This window comes from Pararhizobium sp. IMCC3301, from assembly GCF_030758315.1.
Lineage (GTDB): Bacteria > Pseudomonadota > Alphaproteobacteria > Rhizobiales.
This window is the reverse complement of sequence record NZ_CP132336.1, coordinates 3,243,619-3,265,598: the sequence shown is the minus strand read 5'-3', so window position 1 is coordinate 3,265,598 and position 21,980 is coordinate 3,243,619. Positions and strand designations below refer to the sequence as shown.

The window sequence follows — 21,980 nt, the reverse complement described above, 5'->3', positions numbered from 1 at the left end:
TTGATTTGCCTCAACAAACCAGAATCCATCAGTCCCTTTATGTCAAGCCATCTGGGATATGCGGATCAAAAACTCGTCCCGGCGCGCCAGATGTTCCGGTGGCCGGAGCACATATTTCTCCGCTGGTCAGCGACTCCACTTAGGGTCATGCCGGTTTTCTTGGCTTGGATGACTCCAGCGGCTTTGCCCCCGACGAACAGAAGGTAATCGCAAAAACCGGCAGGTAGTGGGAATTCGCGAACGGCAACGCCCACTGCCGCATTGCGGTCAAAGCTGTCGCGATCCTGCAAGACCCAACCAGCCGCCGTCAGCCGCTGGTCGATCTTCTCTCGCGCGAGTTCCTCTGGTCCCTGCAATTACGCCCCTCTTTGTGTGCTTTGCCTGAACGCGGCGACGCTGTCCGGGGCATTCTGAATGAACTGCGCGCGCTTTCCGGCTCGAAGAGACCATTCAGAAACCGAAGCATAATCAGAACCATATCTGACGATCCTGCCAAACGTCTAGCGATATCGCGAATTTTATCTGGCGATATCGCTAGAGTATGCTATATGTGCTCCAGCGGGAGACCTAGATGATGAGCGAACTCTACACTGCAAGTCAGATGCACGACGCCTACTGCCGGGCTAGCGGGCTCAGTCCAAAGGATCAAGATTCGATTTTAAACCGGTTCCGTTACATGGCGAAACGCGGATTGCTTGGCGAAGGTATTGTGGTCGACGACAGGAAGACTCTGGCCTTCCCGAAAATCGAGATCTTTCGCGCCTCGATCTACACCGAACTCGCCGGAATCGCGATGGACCTCAGGGCTTTTGAACCCATCGTGGAGGCCGCAGAGCGGCGATATCCCCACGGTCTGAACGTTGCACCATCCATGAAACGTGACGGAGCCTGGGCATCGAAGGGCGGCCTACTCGATGCTATCCATGGGGTCGCCCTTGGAGAGAATTGGAGCCTTCAGATCGAACTGAAGCGCCCTGGCTTCCATACTGGAGGAGGGTTGGCAGCCGAATTCGTCTTTGACGCGTCCAAGGAGCCGCCATCGGTTTTAGCAACCTCTGACGAAATCCTTGGGCGCAGACGTGTTAGAACACGGGCGAGTGTCGACCTCTACGCCCTCTTCGCGCCGCTCATCGAATTAGTGGGGCTTCCCGGCTGATGCTTGAGTCTCGCCAAACTGATCGCGCGCTGGTGTCGCCGCCTACGCGGAGGGGGCTGTCGCGTGTCCTGGCGGCAGGCTATGTCGGGGTCGGTGCAACCAAGTTCGACGAAATGGTTTCAGATGGGCGAATGCCAAAACCAAAACGGATTGACGGACGCAAAGTCTGGGACGTTCGGGCTTTGGACCAATACTTCGAAGCCTTGCCCAGCGACGGCAATATAGACAATAATCCTTGGGACACTTAGATATGTCCGGGGATTTTATGAAGATCAAATTGAAATACGTCGTCGAAGATATAGACCGACACGGCAACGTGCGCCTTTATTTCAGACGGAATGGGCGCAAAATTCGACTACCGTCACCTGTCGGCTCTCCCGAATTTCTGGCCGCCTACAAGGCGGCCTTCGCGGGCAAATCGAAGACCAAAGCAGAGTCGAAGGTGGGGCAAGTAGTCCCCGGATCGGTGCGTGCGCTCTGCGCTGAATACTATAAATCTGCAATGTTTCGAGAATTGGACCCCCGAACACAGAAGGTTCGCAGGGGTATCCTCGAGCGGTTCTGCCAGCACGAGAACGACGGCGACAAACCCTTCGCATTGCTCCAGCCAAAGCACATTCGGGCGCGCCGCGACGAAAAAATGGACCGCCCGGAAGCTGCAAACAGCATGGTCAAGGCGCTTCGGCAACTCTACAAATTCGCTGTCCGATACGATCTGCACGACCGTAATCCCGCGACCGAAATTGAATACCTCAATAGCGGGTCTGAAGGCTTCCATTCCTGGTCCTTGGGCGAGATCAAACAGTTCGAAGACACGCACCCTGTGGGTAGCATGGCGCGGCTGGCTTTGGCCTTGGCCCTCTACACGGGGCAGCGGCGTTCGGACATTGTTCAGTTCGGGAAACAACACGTCCGCGACGGGTGGTTGGTATTCACCCAACACAAGAACCGTAACCATAATCCCGTCCGCCTGGAAATTCCGATTGTGCCTGTTCTTCAGCGGATCATCGACGCCACCCCTACGGGCGATTTAACGTTCATGGTAACGGCCTTTAATCGGCCCTTCACGTCCAATGGTTTTGGGAATCGATTCCGCAAATGGTGCAATGATGCGGGGCTTCCACAGTGTTCCGTTCACGGACTCCGCAAGGCGGCTGCCGCACGTCTCGCTGAAATAGGCTGTACCGAATTCGAGATTATGGCGATCACCGGGCACAGAACTTCGAAGGAAGTCACCAGATACACCCGCGCCGCCAGTCAGAAGATCCGAGCGGAAAGTGCCTTGAAACGTATGACGGCGGAACAGAAGTAGGACAAAAGTGTCCCACTTTTCGAAATGGTGGCAGCCGGTGGGACAAAATCGCCACCTAATACACTGAAAAAACAGGAAAAAATAAATGAATGGTGCCCGGGGGCGGATTTGAACCACCGACACGCGGATTTTCAATCCGCTGCTCTACCCCTGAGCTACCCGGGCATTCGCGATCTTCTGCCAGCACATCTGCGCTTTGCGGCAGCCGCCCCGAGGCAAGGGCCGATCTTGTTGCTGACGGGTTATAGGCAAGTCGCAAACACCTGTCCAGTGACGATTCCCGGTTCTTCCGGGAAAAAACCGGACGGCGCTGCAGAGCCGAATCGGGCGTCAGTTTTCGGTGTCGAATTCGTCGCTGGAGGGGTCTTCCTCAACCACGGGAACGGCGTATTTGCCGTCGAACCAGCGCCCCAGATCGACATTGGCGCAGCGGGTGGAACAAAACGGATAGCTCTCGCGGTGCGACAGCTTCTTGCAGATCGGGCAAGGCACCGGTTTTCTCAAGGGGGTTATCTTGCTATCGCTCATTGCATCCATCACCTGATTGCAGCTCGGCTTGATACCGGCTCAAAACGCGGGGTAGCATGTCTGGCAGGTCTTCGGCAATAAGGCCGGGGCCGAACGCGACAGCACATTCGACATGCAGCCAGGCAGCAGCGGCTGCCGCTTCAAAAGGCTCAAAGTCGCGCGCCAGCAGGCCGGTGATAAAGCCCGCCAGAACATCGCCGGCACCGGCAGTTGCGAGCCAGGGGACCTGCCGTTGGCCAAGCGCGATGGACAATTCCACCCGGCCATCGGCTGCAGCGATGACGGTAACAGACCCCTTCAGCAGGACGCAGCACCCCGCCCTTGCGGCGGCCTCACGGGCCGCATCAATTTTTGACAATCCGGCGCCGCCAAGCTGGTCAGGTGCTGTGGCGTCAAGTTTTTCTGCAATGTCAGGGAACAGCCGGGCGAATTCGCCGCCATGGGGGGTCAGCACCACGCGCTGGTGCAGTCTGGCAAACAAGGCTGCACGATCATCTGCGAAGCTGATAAGAGCATCTGCATCAAGCACAAGCGGCTGTCCGCTGGCCAGTGCCGCCAGCACCAGTGAGCGGGTGCGTTGCCCCACCGCCATTCCGACACCCAATCCGGGGCCAAGGCACAGGGCGTTTTTGCGGCCATCAGTAAGCAGGCTTTGCAGAGCCGCGGCATCTGCAACCGGGGTCAGCATGATGGCGTTCAGTTGCGCCGCGTTTTCAACCAATGCGTCCGGCGGGCAGCCCAGGGTGACGGCCCCTGCCCCGACCCGCAGCGCCGCCCGTGCCGCCAGCCGGCCGGCTCCGCCATGGCCGCTGCCGCCGGCCAGTATCAGGGCGTGACCGTGCTGATATTTATGCGCCAGATTGGGCTTGCCGAGGCGCAGCGGATAACCACCGGCATGGATTGTCTCCACAGCACTGGTACTGGCGGGCGAAAGCCGGTCGGGCGGTTCGAACTCCGCTATACCCAGATCAACCACCGCCAGAACCGGGATCGGCTGTTGGGATGATGCACCTGTCGCGGCCTGCTCTGAGAAAAACACATGGCCCGGCTTCAAGCGCTGAAACGTCACCACATGGCTCGCCTGCGGCCAGACCCTGCCCTGCTGGGCGGCGGCGTTTTGCCTGGTTGTATCCAAGGGTTCCGGCTTGAGCATGCGGCCTGTATCGGCGCTCACCCCGGAAGGCATATCGACCGCGACTATGGTGCGCGCTTCGCGCGCGACCATGTCGAGTGTGGCAAGCAGGCCGGTGCTGAGAGGACGCACAAGACCGGTACCGAACAGCGCGTCAAACACCACATCGGCGTTTGCCAGAATGGCGGCGGTGAGGTCCGGCAGAGGTGTTACCTGGCCGGTTTCCCGCCATTGCGCCGCATATTCGGCAGCGTCGGCGGGAAGCCTGTCGAGATCGCCGGTGAAAAATACTTCAACCCGCCAGCCAAGGCTGTGCAGATGACGCGCAATGACAAAACCGTCGCCGCCATTATTGCCCGGTCCGCACAGCACCACAGCTCGATGGCCGCGCGCTGCCAGATGCGGTTCGGCCCGAAACAGTGCCTCTACCACACCGCGCCCGGCGGTTTGCATCATCGAGCGACCTGTGACCCGGCCTGACGCAATCGCGGCCTGCTCGGTGCGGCGCATTTGAGCTGCGCTCAGAAGCTTCAGCCGCTGCTGGTCAAATCTGACAAAGGTGATGTCTGCACAGGCCATATCTGCCGGTTCCGGACTTGCTCTGTTATGCCAGCCGGACTATCCCCGGCCTGCTATTCGTGGTTCAGCCAGTTGAGAACCACCGGGAAGCCTTCGCCCTGCAGCAGCGAAACGGTCTCAAACAGCGGCAGGCCGACCACACCGGTATAAGAGCCCTGCAGGCTGGTGACAAAGGCAGCGGCCAGACCCTGAATGGCATAACCGCCGGCTTTCCCGCGCCATTCCTCGGACGCCAGATAGGCATCGATTTCCATGCGCGAGAGTTTTTTGAAACGCACCTTGGTTTCAACCAGCCGTTTGCGCATACCGCCGCGCGGGGTGATGAAGGCGACGCCGGTATACACTCTGTGCGCCCGGCCTGACAGACGCTCCAGAGCCTCAACGGCTTCATTGACGGTTTCGGTTTTCGGCAGGATGCGCTGTCCGATCGCCACCACCGTATCCGCGCCGAGCACAAAGGCGTCATCGTAGCGGTCGGTTTTCGGTGCCATATCCGCGTGTTCGCCCTTCCTGGCATCCATCGATCTGGCATGGGCCACCAGCGTATCGCGGGCGACCTGCGCCTTGGCACAGGCAAGCCGACCGGCCAGGGCACGCGGGCTTTCGCGGCGACGCGGAGTTTCATCCAGATCAACCGGCTGCAGGCGGTCCGGCTGCAGGCCGACCTGCTGCAACAGCGCAAGCCGGCGCGGCGACGAAGAGGCAAGAACCAATTTCGGGGTGGGTTTGGCGGCCATTTTACTGATTACCCGCGGGCACTGACGCCAAGGACGTCGTCTGTTTACTTAAAGCGGTAGGTGATGCGCCCTTTGGTCAGGTCGTAAGGCGTCATTTCCACCAGAATCTTGTCGCCTGCGAGCACACGAATGCGGTTCTTGCGCATGCGGCCAGCCGTATGGGCGATTATTTCGTGGTCATTTTCCAATTTCACGCGAAACATCGCGTTGGGCAGTAACTCGGTGACCACACCGGGAAACTCAAGGACTTCTTCCTTAGCCATAGGATTCCTTATCTAAAACAATTCTTAAATCTGAATCGGGTTGGCCGGTCAGACTGATTTTCGACACGCCAAACAGGCCATCAGGCCACAATTCAGCGCTATTTGGGAGGTTGTTACCAGATCGGCAGGCAAAGGTCACCATATACCGTGCCGAAATAGCATCACTTACACATTTTACAGAATATAGGGCTTTCCCGTTGTGAATGCCAATTAATCCGTCCTCAATCGGTTCATATTTCCCCTGAATGTTCCAGTGTCGATCTGGCAGGGAAATGGCGGGGAACTGGCAGCGGTTAAAATATAAACACACTGTTCAACACATGGCATGCGGGTTGCGTGGCATTATATGTGTTGTGAACAATTCAGGAGCATTGTCATGTCCATTCGCCCGGTCAATCAGATTATTCAGGCCCAGCCAACCATGGAGGGTGCCGGTGTCAAGCTGCATCGCGCCTTCGGATTTGGCGACCCGGAGATGGCGGATCCGTTTCTGCTGCTGGATGATTTCCGCAATGACAAGCCGCAGGATTACATGCGCGGATTTCCCTGGCATCCGCATCGCGGTATCGAAACCATCACCTATATTCTATCGGGCAGTGTTGAACATGCCGACAGCCTGGGCAATAAGGGCTCGCTTCAGGCCGGCGATGTGCAGTGGATGACGGCCGGCAGCGGTATTCTGCATCAGGAAATGCCGGAAGGCGACGCCAAGGGCAAGATGCACGGCTTTCAGCTGTGGGCAAATCTGCCGCGCAAGCTGAAAATGACCGATCCGCGTTATCAGGATGTCGAGGCCAGCGAAATCCCGCTGCTGCAGGAGGATGATGGCACCGAGGTGAAAATCATCTGCGGAGAATTGTGGGACCGCAAAGGCCCGGTTGATGGCATTGCTGCCGAACCGCGCTATCTTGATGTGTTCGTGCCGGCTGGCCGCAAACGCACCCTGCCGGTGAGCACACGGCAGAAAGCCTTCGCCTATATTTTTGAAGGTTCCGGCACATTTCGCGATGCGTCCAAACCGTTTGGCGTTCTCACTGAAAAGGAAGCCAATGGCGAAGAGCTGCTGATCCGGGACCAGACAGGCAACCGCTCTTTGGTGCTGTTTGGCAGCGGTGATGAAATTACTGTTCAGGCCGGTGACGAGGGCATTCGCTTTCTGCTGGTGTCAGGCACTCCAATTCAGGAACCGGTGGCCTGGCACGGCCCCATCGTCATGAATACACGGCAGGAACTGATGCAGGCGGTCAATGAGTTGAACGCCGGCACCTTTATCCGAAAAACGGCATAAGGCTCATAGCCGCAGCAGGGTCTTGGCATTGCGGTAACACACCAGATCGCGCTCCTCGTCAGACAGGGGCGCGTTCTCGATCCACGATCCTGCGTCATCTGCTTTTTCAAACGGATAATCCACGGAGAACATCACACGGTCCGCGCCCATGGCATCGATGGCGCAGCGCAGCGGTTGATCGGAACACACCCCTGCAGTGGTGGCATATATATTGCGCCGGAAATAATCCGACGGTTTCATCTCCAGTGTCATGTCGCCGCGATTGCTGATTTCCCAGCGGCTGTCAAAACGCCATAACTGATAGGGCAGCGTCTCGCCCATATGGCCGAGCACCAGCCTGGCGTCGGGATAGCGGTCGAAGACACCGCTGAACAGCAGCCGCAAGGCGTGATTTCCGGTTTCAACCGTCCATGACCAGACCGGGCCGAACAATTCCGGGTGGTTGTGATACATGTAAGGTACGTCCGGCGGATTATTGGGATGGATATAGACCGGCACCTGCAGATCCGAGGCGCGCTCCCAGAACACAGAAAACCGGTCATCATCGAGATAGGCACCATTGGTCTGGCCGTTGATCATCGCGCCACAGAAACCCAGCTCGGTGACACAGCGCTCAAGTTCCGATGCAGCTTCCGCCGGGTCCTGCATGGCAAGATGGGCGAAACCTGCATAGCGCTCCGGCCGCTTGCTGATTTGCTCTGCGAGAAATTCATTGCAGCGCCGCGCCATGCGCACCGCAGTGACCGTTTGCGGTTCCGCCTGCACGCCGGGTCCGGCCAAAGACAGCACCGCCTTTTCAATGTTGTTGCGGTCCATATTGGCGAGGCGCGCCTCACCGAAATCCTGCAGCGCGTCACGGGCTTTGCCGAACATTGCCGGACTGATATTAATCGCGGTCTTTGACCAGTAATCGACAAAATCCGGTGCCATGAAATGCTCTTCAATGGCTATTTTCCTGTGTCCGTTTGCATTGTTCATATTCTTGGCCCTTCAGTGCAGTGCGTATTCTGATGATCAGAGTTGAAAAATCTTCTTGTCGGTGTTGTGCAGGCAGGCACCCGGACCGTCCGCCTCAATCATGTAATTGTCGCAGATCACCGCAAACACCTGGCCATCGTCAAAACCCGGATGAACCGCAAAACACATATCCCTGGCCAGCGGCATGGTTTCATCCTTGCGGATCATCGGGCGCTCGACCATGTCGACACCCTGGCCATGCGCGTAAAGCCGGGTTTCAGGCGGCAGATCGTGATCCCGCATCCAGGCATCGTGAGCTGCTGCCACGCTGGCAGGATCTGCTCCGGGCCGCATCAGCGACAAAGTGTGATCCTGGGCCTTGCGGACATGGTCAAAGGCCTGCAACAGATGATCACTGGCCGTGCCAAGAACCATGGTCCGTGCAATTTCCAGATAGACGCCGCCGGGTCCGTTGACCTCGATCAGCAGGGAAAAATGATCGCCCGTCTCAATGGTGCGCCCCTGGAATGCGCGGCCTGCAAAACGCGAGGAGCGGCCAAGCGGCGCAGAGGTTCCAAGGAAAATCCCCTGATCGCTGCCGAGCCGGTGCGCGGCAGCCTGGGCGTGATTGGCGACATCAATATCTGTTACGCCGGGACGCAGAAAATCGCACACTTCCGCGAACACCCGGTCCTGCAACTGCGCCGTGCGGTGAATGAGTTCAATCTCTTCAGGGCTCTTGATCGCCTTGATCGTGTCAACCAGATCGGTGGCATCGACCAGTTCCGGCCGGTCCAGCATGTTCTGCACACAATCAATCAGGCTGAACGGTAGCGCACCGGGTGTCAGCCATCCGACCTTTGCCGGTTTGGTGCGTTGCAATTCAGCTACCAGAAGCGCGGCATCATAGGTGTTGGTGTAACCGATGGAGGTGAAGGACGGGGTGTGAACCATGCGCCCGACACCGCGGTGTATCTCGTCCTTGCCGGCCAGGTCCCGCACCACGTCAAACGCGCCCATCTCGATGATTGTCATGGGTTGATCGCGGTAAAAAACCAGGGTTCTGGGATAGCCATTGCAAGCGGGTATATCGCTGAACCAGCGGACATAGCCGCCCACCCAGTCGCTGGTGTTCTGCATCACCAATGCATCAATATCCTGATCCTTCATGGCCGTGGCAACTTCAGTCCAGCGGCGCTGCAGTTCTGCATCGGTAATCGGAGAGCGCAGTTTCACGGTATTATCCTCGTGGTTTTGCCTTCTGGAGCAAGTTAACGGTCAAATTTTCCGGCCAGACCATCAGCGCCGTCACGTCCATAGCGGCTGAAATTTTCGGCGACAATCGGCAGAGCCTGCTGATGATAAATATCCGCCATGCCGCCGATGTGTGGTGTCACGATGATCTTCGGATGGTGCCAGAGCGGGCTTTGGGCGGGCAAAGGTTCGGTCTCGAAGACATCCATGCCGGCACCGGCAAGCTTTCCGCTGTCGAGGGCCGACAGCAAAGCGCGCTCGTCGACACAACCGCCGCGTGAAATATTGATCAGGAAGGCGGACCGCTTCATGACATCAAGCGTTTCGGCATTGATGATGTGATGGGTTTCACTGGAATAAGGTACGATGATAACAAGAAAATCCGCATCACGCGCGGCGCTGCCGATCTCGTCGCGTTTGTAGATATGGTCAAATCCGTCGAGTCGGGAGCGGCCATTGGAAACGCCGGTAAGGCGCATATCCAGCGCGACACAGCGTTTTGCCAGCGTTTCGGCAATGCTGCCCAGGCCGACAAGGCAGGCGGTTTTCCCGGTCAGCAGGGGCTGCGGCCATCTTTCCCATTTTGCGGCCTGCTGGTTGTCCAGCATTGCCGGAAAATTGCGCGCCAGCGAGAGCATCAGCAACAGCGCCAGTTCCGACATTTGCGGTCCATGAAATCCGCTGCAATTCGTCAGTGTCACCTTGGGCGACAGCTCTGCCATGGCGACAAGATTATCAACGCCCGTTGTCAGGGCCTGAACCCATTGCAGCTTCGGCATGGCGGCGATCAAATCGCGCTTGATCGCCGGCGCAAGTGCCATGAGAATCTCCGCCTCACCTGCCAGCTTCATGGCGTCGTCCGCGCTGGTCGCTGTGACAAACCGGTAACCGGGGCAAAGCTTAGCAAGCTGTTCAGCGTACCAGTCGGCGTTTCGATCATATATCAGAACAGTTCTTGAGGGCATGGCGGTTTCGCTAATAGAGGATGGATGGAAGCCAGAGTGTCAATTGCGGAAGCGCGAACAGGATAGCGATCAGGATCAGCGGGGCAATCAAAAACGGCAGTATTCCGCGATAAAGTGTGCGGATACTGGTGCCCGGAATCTGCGCTTGAATGATAAACAGATTCATCCCCACCGGAGGCGTAATCAGACCCAGCTCGACGACAACGACAACAAGAACACCGAACCAGATCGGATCATAGCCGTAGCCAATGATGACCGGAAGAAAGACCGGTACAGTGATCAGCATCATGCCGATGCCTTCCAGAAAGCATCCCATGACCACATAGAGCAGAATGATGATGGTCACGACCGCCCATGGTTGAAGGCCAAAATCCCGTGCGCTCGCCAGAAGCAGTTCCGGCAGGCGGGTCTGAACAACGAAATTTGCAAAAATCGTGGCACCAATGATGATCATGAACAGCACGGCGGATGTGATCACCGATACGCGCACAGCTTCGGTGAGGCGCTCAAATGTCAGATTTCCTGTGGCAAATCCCAGCACAATGGCACCAAACGCGCCGACCGCAGCGGCTTCATTGGGGCTGAAGACGCCCAGATAGATGCCGCCGATCGTTGCGGCGAACAACACGATGAACTGCCATGGCTGACGCAGCGCTTTGAAACGCTCTGCCATGCTCGCGCTGGAATCGAGCGGCACCCGGTCCGGAGACCGGGCGGCGACGACCAGGGCAACAATGGCATAAAGGACAAGCAGAATAAGCCCGGGGAACAGGGATGCGGCGAACAGTTTGGGCACTGAGACTTCGGCAATCGAGCCGTAGATCACAAGGATAATGGAGGGCGGAATGAGAATTCCCAAAGTGCCGCCGGATGCCACAGATGCGGCTGCAATGCCTTCGTCATAACCGGCGCGGCGCATTTCCGGCATGGCAATCCGGGTCATTGTCGCAGCGGTTGCAATGGATGAGCCGCAAATCGCGCCAAAGGCACCGGATGCACAAATTGTGGCGACCGCCAGACCGCCGCGCATGCCGGACAGGACAACACGGGCGGCTTTGAACAGATCCGCCGACAATCTGGATTTGGAGGCGATTTCGCCCATCAGAATGAACAGCGGCACAACCGACAAGCCATAGCTTGAGGCAATGTCGAAAATTGTGGTGCCGGCCACCAGTTTTGCCACTGTGACATTTGACAGCAACACGTTACCGACAATGCCGCACAGCGCCAGGGCCAGCCACACCGGCTGGCGCAGCAGCAAAAGGCCGAACAGCAGCAACATGAACAACAGACCCATAACCGGGATGCTCATTGTGCTGCGTCCCTGTTATCGACCGGTGTGGCAGTCCCGGGAGAAAACGCAGTCAAAGCTGCGGCAAGGATTGCTCCGCTGAGGCCGATCAGGGACAGCACCCAGATCAGCCATACGGGAAGATTGAGTTCCAGAGAGCGGTCACCATAATTGTAGGCGCTGGTCATCGGTCCTATCATCGACCAGAAGAAGAACACCAGCACCCCAAGTGCGACAAAAGCCGCAAGACCCATCAACAGCCGCACCGCTGCCGCCGGGAGCCATCCGTCGACAATATCAATGGTGATTTCGGCACGGTCCGCAATGACACGGGCCAGGCCAAAGAACACCATGATGACCAGCAGAATCCCGACCAGATCATAGGTGCCGCGAATGGGTGCGTTGAAAGCGTAGCGCATGAACACGTCGGCGACGATGATCAGCATCATTGCAAACAGGGCAAGCATTGACAGCTTCAGTTGCAATTCAAAAATAAACTGCGACAGACGCCTGAAACGGCTGTTGGGCGGCATCGGTTCAATCCCTGCTGGCTGCTTGCGGCGCGGTGCCAAAAATGTTGGAGGCCGGGCATCTGAGGGCGATACCCGGCCCAAACAGATCTACTTCGTGTAGGCTTCCACGAATGCACTGCCGGGTTTACCCGCAGCATCGACGGCTGAGGTAAAACTTTCCACTATGGGAGCAACCAGAGTTTCCAGTTTCGCCCGTTCGGCATCAGACAGCTGCACAATCTCAACGCCGCCACTTTCCATATAGGCGCGTGCTTCCGCTTCGCCTTCGTCCCACATCTTGCCGAAGGCTTCACCGCGGTCCGGACCGGTCGTCTCGTCAATGATCTTGCGCATTTCCGGGCTGAGGCTGTTGTAGGTATTTTCATTCATGACGACGGCAAAGGTGGCCGACGCTATACCCGGCTCAAGCGAGTATTTGACGATAGAAGCCATGTCGAATGCCTTGGTCGCTTCAAACGGGAATGAAGCTGCATCAGCAACACCTTTGGACATACTGTCTGCAGATTGTGCAGGCGGAATTGCCATTGGCACAGCATCCAGCTTTTCGATCACCTGCTGCCAGATCGCTCCGGCATAGCGGATGCGCTGACCCTTGATATTCTCAAGCACACTCAAATCCGCGTTTGCGGAGTGAATTTTCAAGGGCGGTGTGACCGCCATCCACATGATCTTTGTGCCAGCATGCTCTTCGGCCAGAAATTCCGGCGCAAGTTCTGTCAGACGGCGCGATGTGATGGCGCTGTTATCGCCCTTGGATGGAAAGCTGAGCGGCAGCCCGGCCAGTTCCGTGACAGGGAAACGGCCCGGTGTTGCGCCATGAAGAATGATGGCCAGATCGGCAGCGCCCGCAGCGACAAGTTCAAACTGGCGCGGAGGTGGACCAAGCTGGCCCGATGTGAAGACTTCCAGTGACAACTCGCCATTGGATTTCTCGCTCATTTCGGCCGACCACATGTCCAGCATCTTGTGAAAAGTGTGATTGGGCGGCAGGAAACTCGAAACTTTGAGTTTCTGGGCGGAGACCGCCGAGATGGGTACGGCGCTGATGGCCAGCGCAAGTGCGAATTTCAGTATTGATCTGATTAGCATATTTTCCTCCACTGTACTCCCGCAGAAGGTCCCTCCCCCATGGCCACTTGGCCGCAGGTTGACTGCTTCGTGGTACACTTGTATCGTATCGTGGATTTTCATTAAATGTCAATTGTGTTGCCGTTTTAGCCGGGACACAAACGGGAGATTGCGCTGGTGAAGCTTTATCATAACAACAATAGCGTCTGTTCGCAGAAGGTCCGTGTCACACTGGCTGAAAAGCAATTGCAGTGGGAGAGCGTGCATCTGGAACTGGCGAAGGGTGAACAGTACGAACCTGACTATCTGTTGTTGAACCCTGAAGGTGTGGTTCCAACCCTTGTTGATGATGGGCTGGTGCTGCGCGAATCCAGTGTCATTGCAGAATATCTCGACCAGTTGAGTGCTGCCAATCCGCTCGCTCCCACTGCGCCACAGGCCCTTGCCGCAGTGCATCTGTGGCTGATACGGACAATTGATATACATGCGGCGATCAATTCTGTGACCTTTGCCACGCTGATGCGCCAAAAACAGCTTCAAGACAGCACGCCGGAGGAAGTTCGGGCTCGTATTGCAAAATTTCCCAACCCGCAAATCCGGTCCAAACGTCTGGATCTGTATAGTAATGGCGTGAAATCTCCCTACGTCGCTGGTGCCCTGTTCACGCTGCTGCGGATGTTCGAGGATATGGCGCGGAATTTGGAAAAATCGGATTGGCTGACGGATGGCAGATACGGCCTGTCCGACATTGCACTGATCGCCTATGTTGACCGGCTCGACCGATTGGGCCTGAGCGGGCTTTGGTCGGAACGCTATCCGGCAATTGAGACCTGGCTGCGTGCCAGCCAGGCGCGACCCAGCTACCAGACTGCAATTGGAAGTCTGATCCCGCCACAACTCGCCCAACAGACACAGCAGGCGGGACAAGCTGCCTGGCCGGAAATCAAAGAGATCTGGAAGTCCATGTGAACACCCTGTCTGCAGATGTTGCTGAAGCAAGTGGTGAGAAAGCCGGGCTGCCCCTGAATGCTTCCCCCTGAATGCTTCTATCGCGTGAAAGTCCAACAACAAAAACGGCAATGTTAATCACACAAATGCCGGATTTTAGCTGTTTTTTGCTCATCACGGGGTGCGCGACTCTATCGTCTGCCCCGTTTTTTTAATAAGATTCTGCAATAGAATCAGAAATTTGATGAGGCTTTGATGCATAGAAAATTCGGCATTCTCGTTGGCGCGTTCTCGTTGGCGCTGATCTCCGGTTCCGCTCAGGCTGCCGTGTGCAGCAATAATGGTGCCGGATTTGACACGTTCAAACGGGATTTCGCCAGAGAAGCCCAAGCTGCCGGAATCGGTCAGCGTGGTCTGGCAGCACTGGCCTCTACCGAATATTCGCCCGGCGTTATCAAATATGATCGCAGCGTCAGTCGCAGTTTCAAACATGCAGATACAAATTTTGCCAGCTTCTATGCAAAGAAGACCAAAGGCCTGCTCGGTCCCACGCGCAGCCGGCTGAAGCAGAATGCCAGACTTCTCGGCAACATTGAAAATCAATATGGTGTGCCGAAAGAAATCCTTGTTACGATCTGGGGCATGGAAACCGGATTTGGCGGCTATACCGGCAAATACGATATTGTCACATCACTGGCCTCGCTGACCCATGACTGCCGGCGCTCTGGATTTTTCAAACCCAATCTGATGGCGGCCCTGCAGATCATTGACAAGGGCTGGATTGATCGAGGCCAGATGCGCGGCGCACGTCACGGAGAAATCGGCCAGACCCAGTTCATGGCCAAGAATTATGTCAAATTCGGCATTGATTATGACGGTGATGGCCGCCGCGATCTCATCGGCTCGGTCCCCGATGTGCTGGCCTCGACAGCCAATTATCTGCGTTCCTATGGCTGGAAACCAGGGCAGCCCTACGGTCCGGGCACACGTAATTTTGGCGTGCTGAAAGAATGGAATGCGTCTTCGGCCTATCAGCAGGCAATCGCGAAATTTGCCGCATCGCTGTGACGACGGACGATCCGGTCGCTCGCCTTTAAAACAATGCTTTAGCGATAGAGCAAGGACCTGCCGTTGCTGAACAGGTGCAGTTTCGCAGGATCAGCGGTCATGCGCAGCAGATTGCCGCGCACATTGCGGTGGATGCCCGGCAGTTTAGCGATCACCGGATCACTGTTCGGATCGGACTTGGCGAAATAGACCTGGGTGACCTCGCCCAGGGCTTCGCTGATTTCAACCTTGGCTTCATAGGCGTAATTCTCGCCATCAGTGAGGGCCATATCTTCCGGCCGGATGCCGACATTGACTTGCAGGCCCATATCGCTGACCTGTGTTGGAATGTCAGCCATGATCGTGCCCTTGCCTTCGGCGACCTTGACCCCGGTGCGTGCGCCGGTGGAGACGATTTCACCAGCCAGAAGGTTCATCGCCGGTGAGCCGATAAACTGGGCAACAAACTCATTTTCAGGTGTTTCGTACAGCTCCAGCGGGCTGCCAACCTGGGCAATTCCCTTATTGGCGAGCACCACGATCCGGGTCGCCAGGGTCATCGCCTCGACCTGATCATGGGTGACATAAACCATCGTGGAATTGGGCATGGATTCCTTGAGCTGGGCAATCTCGATACGTGTTGCAACACGCAGGGCGGCATCCAGATTGGAAAGCGGCTCGTCAAACAGATAGACCTTGGGGTCGCGGACAATGGAGCGGCCAATGGCGACACGCTGGCGCTGGCCGCCGGACAGGGCTTTCGGCAGGCGGTCCAGATAGTCGGTCAGTTGCAGGGTTTTGGCAGCCTTATCGACGGCTGCTTCAATTTCCGACTTGGATTTCTTGGCGATCTTCAAGGCAAAAGACATATTGTCGCGAACTGTCATATGCGGATAGAGCGCGTAGGACTGGAACACCATGGCGATGCCGCGCTGGGCCGGTGGCACGTCATTCATCAACTCGCCATCGATAAAGAACTGGCCGCCGCTGATCTTTTCCAGCCCGGCGATCATCCGCAAAAGCGTGGATTTGCCACAACCCGATGGCCCGACAAACACGACCAGCTCGCCGGTCTCGATTTCGAGATCAATATGCTTCAGGACATTAACGGTCCCGCCATATGTCTTTTCGACATCCACCAGTTTCAAATTGGCCATGTTTTCTCTCCCCGTTTAAGCTTTCGCTTTGAGTGCAAGGCAAGGCTGCCATGGCCCCAAATGTAATTTTCCATCCGCAGACACATTGGCACTGCCCAGCTCTGCACCGGTCTGAAGCCACTTGCCGGCAGGCATATCCAGCACTGAGGGCGTATCGCTGAGATTGAAGGCGCAAAACATCTGCTGGCCACCAAAACTGCGAATAAAATGAACAATATCGCCTTCGTGCCGCACCCCTTTATCCCTGCCCTTGATCAGGGCCGGATGCTCATGACGGAAAGCGATTGCCTTGCGGTAATGATGCAGAAGTGATGTCGGGTCCTCTTCCTGACGCTCCACGCACAGCGCCAGATGGGCGGATGCGATGGGCAACCAGGTCTTGCCCTCGGACACCCCGGCATTGAGGTTCGACTTGTCCCATGTCATCGGCGTTCTGCAGCCGTCGCGGCCCTTATATTCCGGCCAGAATTCGATGCCATAAGGGTCCTGCAAATCTTCAAAGGCGACATCGGCTTCCGGAAAGCCGAGTTCTTCGCCCTGATAGAGGCAGACCGATCCGCGCAAGCACATCATCATAGTGGCATAGAGCCGAAGCGCCGCAGGCGGCAGGTCCCAGCGCGTGCTGTGGCGCGTGACATCATGGTTGGAAAAGGCCCAGCAGGCCCAGCCATCGCGGGCCACTTCATCCAGCTTTGAGAAGACCTCTGCAATGCGCGCCGCAGTCAGGCGCTCGGCGGCGAGAAATTCAAACGCGTAGCACATGTGAACATGCTCATCGCCGCTGGTATACTGCCCCAAAATATCGAGGCCGAACTGTGCATCTCCCACTTCACCCAGAGACGTCACTGCCGGATACTCGTCGAGAACGGCGCGAAACCGCTTCAGAAAATCAAGATTTTCCGGCTGGTTCTTGGAGTGGATATGCTCCTGATGATTGTAGGGATTGACCGAGGGCGCGATGTTCGAATTGCGCCGTTCCGGCGGCAGTGGCGGGTTGGACCGCAACTCCTTGTCGGCGAAATAGAAATTGATCGTATCGAGACGGAAACCATCAACCTTTCGCTCCAGCCAGAAGCGGGTCGCATCCAGAAGCGCGGCCTGCACTGCGTCATTGTGAAAATTGAGATCGGGCTGGGAGCCCAGGAAATTGTGCAGATAATACTGCTCGCGCCTGGCATCCCAATGCCAGCCGGACCCGCCGAAAACGGACAGCCAATTATTCGGCGGTGTGCCGTCGGGCAGCGGGTCTGACCAGACATACCAGTCAGCTTTGGGGTTCTCCCGATCCTTGCGGCTTTCCACAAACCACGGATGCTGGTCGGAGGTATGGCTGAGCACAAGATCTATCATGACGCGGACACCAAGCCGGTGCGCCTCATCCACCACAGCATCGAAATCCGCCAGCGATCCGAACAACGGATCGACATCGCAATAATCGCTGACATCGTAGCCGAAATCCTTCATCGGCGAGGTGAAGAATGGAGAAATCCAGACCGCGTCAACACCCAGAGAGGCGATGTAGGGCAGACGCTGCCGGATGCCGAGCAGATCGCCGATGCCATCTCCATTGCTGTCCTGGAAGCTGCGCGGATAGATCTGATAAATCACCGCGCCACGCCACCAGTCCCAGTCCTTCGCCGGGAGGCCTGCCGGGGCAATTTCAGCCATTGCTGCCATACTCGTCCGCCCTATTTCACTGAGCCGGCGAGCAGGCCGCGCACGAGGTATTTCTGCATTGCAAAGAAGACCACCAGCGGCACTGCAATCGACACAAAGGCGGATGTCGCGAGGATTTCCCAATTGCCGCCGCGGGTGCCAAGCAGTTCAACGATCTGCTTTGTCATGACCGTGGTTTCACCTGTCGAATCAATCAGGAACACCAGAGCCACCAGCAAATCATTCCAGGTCCACAGGAACTGAAATATGGCGAAGGAGGCCAGAGCCGGGAAACTGAGAGGCAGAATGATTTTCACGAAAATCTGAAAATCCGTGGCGCCATCAACCTTGGCATTTTCAATGATATCCCGCGGCAGTCCAACCATGTAATTTCGCAACAGATAGATCGCCAGCGGCAGGCCAAATCCTGTATGGGCCAACCAGGCACCGAGATACCCTTTTCCAATGCCGATTTGGTTGTGAAATTTGAGAAGCGGAATGAGCGCCAGTTGCAGGGGCACCACCAGCAGACCGACGACGACGGCAATCAGCAGGGCGCGTCCGGGGAAATCCATCCAGGCCAGGGCATAAGCGGCAAAGGCGGCCACCAGAATGGGAATGATCGTGGCTGGAATTGTGACCGTTAATGTATTGAAGAACGCCTTCGCCATGCCTTCCCTGTTGGAGGGGTCAAACAGAACATTTTGGTAGTTCCGCAAGGTGAATTCAGGTGGTGTCTTGGCGGTAACGAATATGCGTGTGCCACGCCGTCCACTCATCTCTACAGGGCTTTCCATGCGATAGTCGCCATTGACCTGCACGGTGACGCTTGCACCGTCTTTCAGATCGGCGGTTTCGCCAGCCTTGTAAATATCGATTTGCTGGGACGAGACGCCATAAACCGAAATTGTAGCATCGCCCGGCTCACCGAACAGATTGCCCTGAACGACAAATACATCGCCTTCCTGGACCTGTGCGTCAGGAGCATCTGTCCGCAATGTCAGGTTCTGTTCAGAGGGAAATCCGGCTTTCCACCAGCCGCTTGTGGCAATCTGATCTGAGGTTCGGAACGAGGAGATCAGCAGACCTGCGGTGGGGAAAAGCCACAGCAGGACCAGCAGGGCGACAGAAATGTGGACCGCCCAGGTCAGACCCGATTTTGTTCCTGCAATATTGTCCATTGTCGTCTCCCTCAGCGCATCTCTTTGCGGGCGTTGTAGACATTCCAGACCAGGATCGGCGTGACCAGCAGCATGATGATCATGGCGCTGGCGGAGCCGACGCCCCAGTCATTGGCGCGGAACAATTTGTCATACATGTAGTTGGCCAGAACCTGGGTTTCCCACTGCCCGTTGGACATGGCAAACACGATATCGAACACTTTGAGGACAACGATGGTGATGGTGGTCCAGACCACGACAATGGTGCCCATGATCTGGGGAACCTTGATCTTGAAGAAGATCTGAAACGGATTGGCGCCGTCAAGAATTGCCGCCTCAATGGTTTCTTCGGGAATTCCGCGCAGGGCGGCCGACAGGATCACCATGGCAAACCCGGTCTGAATCCAGATCAGCACAGCCATCAGGAAGAAATTGTTCCAGAACGGAATGGTCAGCCAGGTCTCTGGCTTAGTGCCGCCAAACCACAGATAGAGCGCATTCAAAACACCGATCTGTTCCTGATCGATGGGACGAGTGTCGTAAATCAGTTTCCAGATCACGGCCGCACCGACAAAAGAAATCGCCATCGGCATAAAAATCAGCGATTTCGCGATATTGCCCCAGGAAATGCGGTCGGTCAGTTGAGCGGCCAGAAGGCCGAATGCGGTCGACATGGCGGGAACCACCAGCAACCAGAAGAAATTGTTCTGCAGCGCTTCCCAGAATTTCGGTTCGCCGAACATCTGGGTGTAATTATCCAGACCGACAAAATTGGAACCGCCACCGGCAACGCGTTCGGTCAGCGACATGCGCAGGGTTTCGTAAACCGGGTAGGCCAGATACAGACCCAGCGCCAGCAAGGCGGGGAACAGGAACAACCAGGGGCGTATCATATTGGCGCGGTTTATATTGCGCCCGATATTGGCACCTCTGGCCGGAAACAGGACCTTGTCCAGAAACTGATTGGAAAAGTAATAGTAGCCGACACATCCGCCAACGCCGATGATGATTGTCAGCATTCCCTGAATTGCAGGATGCATATTCCCCTCCCCGATGTGATTTATGTGTGGCAGGAACCCGGCTGCAATACCGGGTTCCTCACCGGCCGCAAGCGGCCGTGGCTGATTATTTCAGCGCATCCCAGGAAGCCTGGATTTCGGCTGCAACGTCAGCAGCAGATTTGCCACCGGCATAATCCACCATTCCGGTCCAGAATGATCCGGCACCGACGCCGCCGGGCATCAGATCAGACCCGTCGAAGCGGAATGTTGTGGCACCCAGAAGAACATCACCAAGGGCACGCTGCGTATCATCAGCATAAAGTGCGGTATTGACACCTTTGAACGGTGTCAGGAAACCGGACTGTGACATCCACACTTCGTGGGCAATTGGCGATTTCAGAAATTCGATCAGTGCCTGCGCGCCTGGGCTGTCGCTGGTGATCGCCCAGACCGTACCGGCGCCCAGAACCGGCTTTCCCAGATCCTTGCCGGAATAGGCCGGGAAATAGAAGAAATCGGCATCAGCGCCGACCATCGTGCCTTCCGGGAAAAACGCCGGGATGAAGGAGGCCTGACGGTGCATGTAGCATTGCGGCGGAGAGGAAAACAGACCTTTCGGGCTGTCCCGGAAATCCGTCGATGCAACAGCAGCGGCACCGCCGGCGACATAATCATCGTTGCGGGCAAAGGCTCCGAATTCTTCAATGGCAGCGACCACACGTTCGTCAGTGAACGGGATTTCATTGCTCACCCACTGGTCATAGACGGATGGAGGCTGCGTGCGCAGCATCATGTCTTCCACCCAGTCCGTTGCCGGCCAGCCGGTCGCGCCACCGGACCCCAGTCCAATACACCAGGGTGTACCGCCATCGGCGACAATCTGATCCATCAGAGCCTTCAGTTCTTCCATGCTCTGCGGCACTTCGTAACCGGCATCTTCAAAATTTTCCGGCGAATACCAGACCAGGGATTTCACATCAACCTTGTAGAAGAAGCCATAGAGATTGTCTTCGCCCTGTGCATTTGCGTATGTCCCAAGGTCAACCCAGGATTGGCCGGCTGCGTAGTTTTCGCGAATCCAGTCTGCGGTTCCCTCAGCAAGCGGCGACAAAAACCCCCGCTTGGCCATATCGGCGGCCAGGCCCGGTTGCGGGAACACCGCAACATTCGGCGCTGAACCGGCTTCCGCGTCAATCATGATCTGTTGTTCGAAACTGTCGGAACCGACATATTTCACATCAGCGCCGGTCGCCTCGGCGAAATAGGCCAGCACGGCTTCAACGGCTTTTTGATCGGGGCCGAGCCATGGCCCGAACACGGTGACCTGCTCGCCGTTCAATTGGGTTGATTTCAGGGCCTCGAAGCTGGCCCAGTTAAACTCGCCTGAACCCGGTTCGAACATCAGCGCGCTCTGTGCCTGAGCTGAACCGCTGGCAAGGACGAAGGCCATCGCACTCGTTAAAAGTAGGTTTTTCATCAAAATTCCTCCCAGAATGAATGTGCTTAACACATACAACTTATTCCAAGCACCTGCCAATGCAAAAATTCAAAGCGCTTTGGAAACAAATATACCGCTCTTTTCTCAAGAGTTGTCAACTCATATTTGTTGTTTGCGTCATTTTGACATTGAAATTCCGCCATTCCTCTCACTGTGCATTTTCTGGCGACTGGCAGCTGCATCAGTCTGTTTTTACGGAAATACGGATTGGATTGAAGGCGCTTTGAAATTCATCTCTTAACGTTTTTGCAACGATGGGATGTGCGAATTTGCCAGTGCCACCGTGTGAAACTGCTCTCCATAATGTCTCAGGAATACAAGATGCACGCACGCCCAAGGGCGGCGGCTGCAGCCTGAATTTGCATTCGAAAGGTATAAAACCGCGAGCCAGTACTGCGCTGAACGCAGCAACAAAAGATGCTCGCGAACCGCAGCTTGAGCTTCCGGTTC

The 21,980-nt window shown here is 56.5% G+C and carries 21 protein-coding genes and 1 tRNA gene; 5 read left to right on the top strand and 17 right to left on the bottom strand.

Translation table 11 applies throughout. From position 1 onward, the window contains the following. Positions 1-65: 65 nt before the first annotated feature. Positions 66-356 (bottom strand): hypothetical protein, encoded by a 291-nt coding sequence (locus tag RAL88_RS15780; RefSeq protein WP_306264820.1) that lies wholly within the window; start codon positions 354-356, stop codon positions 66-68. A gap of 218 nt (positions 357-574) precedes the next feature. On the opposite strand from RAL88_RS15780, the gene RAL88_RS15775 reads away from it, so the two are divergent. Next, a complete protein-coding gene (locus RAL88_RS15775; RefSeq protein ID WP_306264819.1) occupies positions 575-1,156 on the top strand; it encodes a hypothetical protein in 582 nt (193 codons plus the stop codon). Between the two features lie 250 nt (positions 1,157-1,406). After that, positions 1,407-2,468 (top strand): tyrosine-type recombinase/integrase, encoded by a 1,062-nt coding sequence (locus RAL88_RS15770; protein ID WP_306264818.1) that lies wholly within the window; start codon positions 1,407-1,409, stop codon positions 2,466-2,468. Between the two features lie 90 nt (positions 2,469-2,558). Here the strand turns inward: RAL88_RS15770 and RAL88_RS15765 are convergent. The 5 genes from RAL88_RS15765 to infA all read right to left on the bottom strand — a co-directional run bounded on the left by RAL88_RS15765 (position 2,559) and on the right by infA (position 5,707). Beyond that, positions 2,559-2,633, bottom strand: a tRNA-Phe gene (locus RAL88_RS15765). 165 nt (positions 2,634-2,798) lie between these two features. Further along, on the bottom strand, positions 2,799-2,996 hold the full coding sequence (gene yacG, locus RAL88_RS15760; RefSeq protein ID WP_306264817.1) for a DNA gyrase inhibitor YacG: 198 nt from the start codon (positions 2,994-2,996) through the stop codon (positions 2,799-2,801). Next, positions 2,986-4,707, bottom strand: a complete 1,722-nt coding sequence (locus RAL88_RS15755; protein ID WP_306264816.1) for an NAD(P)H-hydrate dehydratase — start codon at positions 4,705-4,707, stop codon at positions 2,986-2,988. Before RAL88_RS15755 ends, yacG begins: the two co-directional genes overlap by 11 nt. A 53-nt stretch (positions 4,708-4,760) precedes the next feature. Next, a complete protein-coding gene (locus RAL88_RS15750; protein ID WP_306264815.1) occupies positions 4,761-5,444 on the bottom strand; it encodes a Maf family nucleotide pyrophosphatase in 684 nt (227 codons plus the stop codon). 44 nt (positions 5,445-5,488) lie between these two features. After that, positions 5,489-5,707: a translation initiation factor IF-1 gene (gene infA, locus RAL88_RS15745; protein WP_306264814.1), complete on the bottom strand. Its 219-nt coding sequence runs from the start codon at positions 5,705-5,707 to the stop codon at positions 5,489-5,491. A gap of 376 nt (positions 5,708-6,083) precedes the next feature. Here infA and RAL88_RS15740 point away from each other — a divergent pair, with 376 nt between their 5' ends. After that, positions 6,084-6,995, top strand: a complete 912-nt coding sequence (locus tag RAL88_RS15740) for a pirin family protein (protein WP_306264813.1) — start codon at positions 6,084-6,086, stop codon at positions 6,993-6,995. A 3-nt stretch (positions 6,996-6,998) separates the two neighbouring features. Here the strand turns inward: RAL88_RS15740 and RAL88_RS15735 are convergent, their stop codons facing one another. From RAL88_RS15735 to RAL88_RS15710, 6 genes are all read right to left on the bottom strand, one after another. Further along, positions 6,999-7,973 carry an amidohydrolase family protein gene (locus RAL88_RS15735; protein ID WP_306264812.1) on the bottom strand — a complete coding sequence of 325 codons (975 nt, stop codon included), beginning with the start codon at positions 7,971-7,973 and terminating at the stop codon, positions 6,999-7,001. A 36-nt stretch (positions 7,974-8,009) separates the two neighbouring features. Further along, complete coding sequence (locus RAL88_RS15730) at positions 8,010-9,188, bottom strand: Xaa-Pro peptidase family protein (protein WP_306264811.1); 1,179 nt, start codon at positions 9,186-9,188, stop codon at positions 8,010-8,012. Positions 9,189-9,223: 35 nt separating this feature from the next. Then, entirely contained in the window at positions 9,224-10,171 is a 948-nt protein-coding gene (locus RAL88_RS15725; RefSeq protein ID WP_306264810.1) for a D-2-hydroxyacid dehydrogenase, read from the bottom strand. A 10-nt stretch (positions 10,172-10,181) separates the two neighbouring features. Beyond that, positions 10,182-11,483: a TRAP transporter large permease gene (locus tag RAL88_RS15720; protein ID WP_306264809.1), complete on the bottom strand. Its 1,302-nt coding sequence runs from the start codon at positions 11,481-11,483 to the stop codon at positions 10,182-10,184. Continuing rightward, positions 11,480-11,995 (bottom strand): TRAP transporter small permease, encoded by a 516-nt coding sequence (locus RAL88_RS15715; protein ID WP_306264808.1) that lies wholly within the window; start codon positions 11,993-11,995, stop codon positions 11,480-11,482. The genes RAL88_RS15720 and RAL88_RS15715 overlap by 4 nt, the downstream gene beginning before the upstream one ends. Before the next feature lie 87 nt (positions 11,996-12,082). After that, positions 12,083-13,084 (bottom strand): TRAP transporter substrate-binding protein, encoded by a 1,002-nt coding sequence (locus tag RAL88_RS15710; protein WP_306264807.1) that lies wholly within the window; start codon positions 13,082-13,084, stop codon positions 12,083-12,085. A gap of 156 nt (positions 13,085-13,240) precedes the next feature. On the opposite strand from RAL88_RS15710, the gene RAL88_RS15705 reads away from it, so the two are divergent. Beyond that, positions 13,241-14,032: a glutathione S-transferase family protein gene (locus RAL88_RS15705; RefSeq protein ID WP_306264806.1), complete on the top strand. Its 792-nt coding sequence runs from the start codon at positions 13,241-13,243 to the stop codon at positions 14,030-14,032. A 234-nt stretch (positions 14,033-14,266) separates the two neighbouring features. Then, positions 14,267-15,079: a lytic transglycosylase domain-containing protein gene (locus RAL88_RS15700; protein ID WP_306264805.1), complete on the top strand. Its 813-nt coding sequence runs from the start codon at positions 14,267-14,269 to the stop codon at positions 15,077-15,079. 38 nt (positions 15,080-15,117) lie between these two features. Here RAL88_RS15700 and RAL88_RS15695 read toward each other — a convergent pair whose 3' ends face one another. The 5 genes from RAL88_RS15695 to RAL88_RS15675 form a co-directional block, all read right to left on the bottom strand. Beyond that, positions 15,118-16,215: an ABC transporter ATP-binding protein gene (locus RAL88_RS15695; RefSeq protein ID WP_306264804.1), complete on the bottom strand. Its 1,098-nt coding sequence runs from the start codon at positions 16,213-16,215 to the stop codon at positions 15,118-15,120. 15 nt (positions 16,216-16,230) lie between these two features. After that, entirely contained in the window at positions 16,231-17,883 is a 1,653-nt protein-coding gene (locus tag RAL88_RS15690; protein ID WP_306264803.1) for an alpha-amylase family glycosyl hydrolase, read from the bottom strand. Positions 17,884-17,903: 20 nt separating this feature from the next. Then, the gene (locus RAL88_RS15685; RefSeq protein WP_306264802.1) at positions 17,904-19,052 is read right to left on the bottom strand and encodes a carbohydrate ABC transporter permease; all 1,149 of its coding nucleotides are present in this window, start codon (positions 19,050-19,052) and stop codon (positions 17,904-17,906) included. Between the two features lie 11 nt (positions 19,053-19,063). Then, complete coding sequence (locus RAL88_RS15680) at positions 19,064-20,071, bottom strand: carbohydrate ABC transporter permease (protein ID WP_306264801.1); 1,008 nt, start codon at positions 20,069-20,071, stop codon at positions 19,064-19,066. A gap of 85 nt (positions 20,072-20,156) precedes the next feature. Next, complete coding sequence (locus RAL88_RS15675) at positions 20,157-21,509, bottom strand: ABC transporter substrate-binding protein (RefSeq protein WP_306264800.1); 1,353 nt, start codon at positions 21,507-21,509, stop codon at positions 20,157-20,159. Positions 21,510-21,980 lie beyond the last annotated feature (471 nt).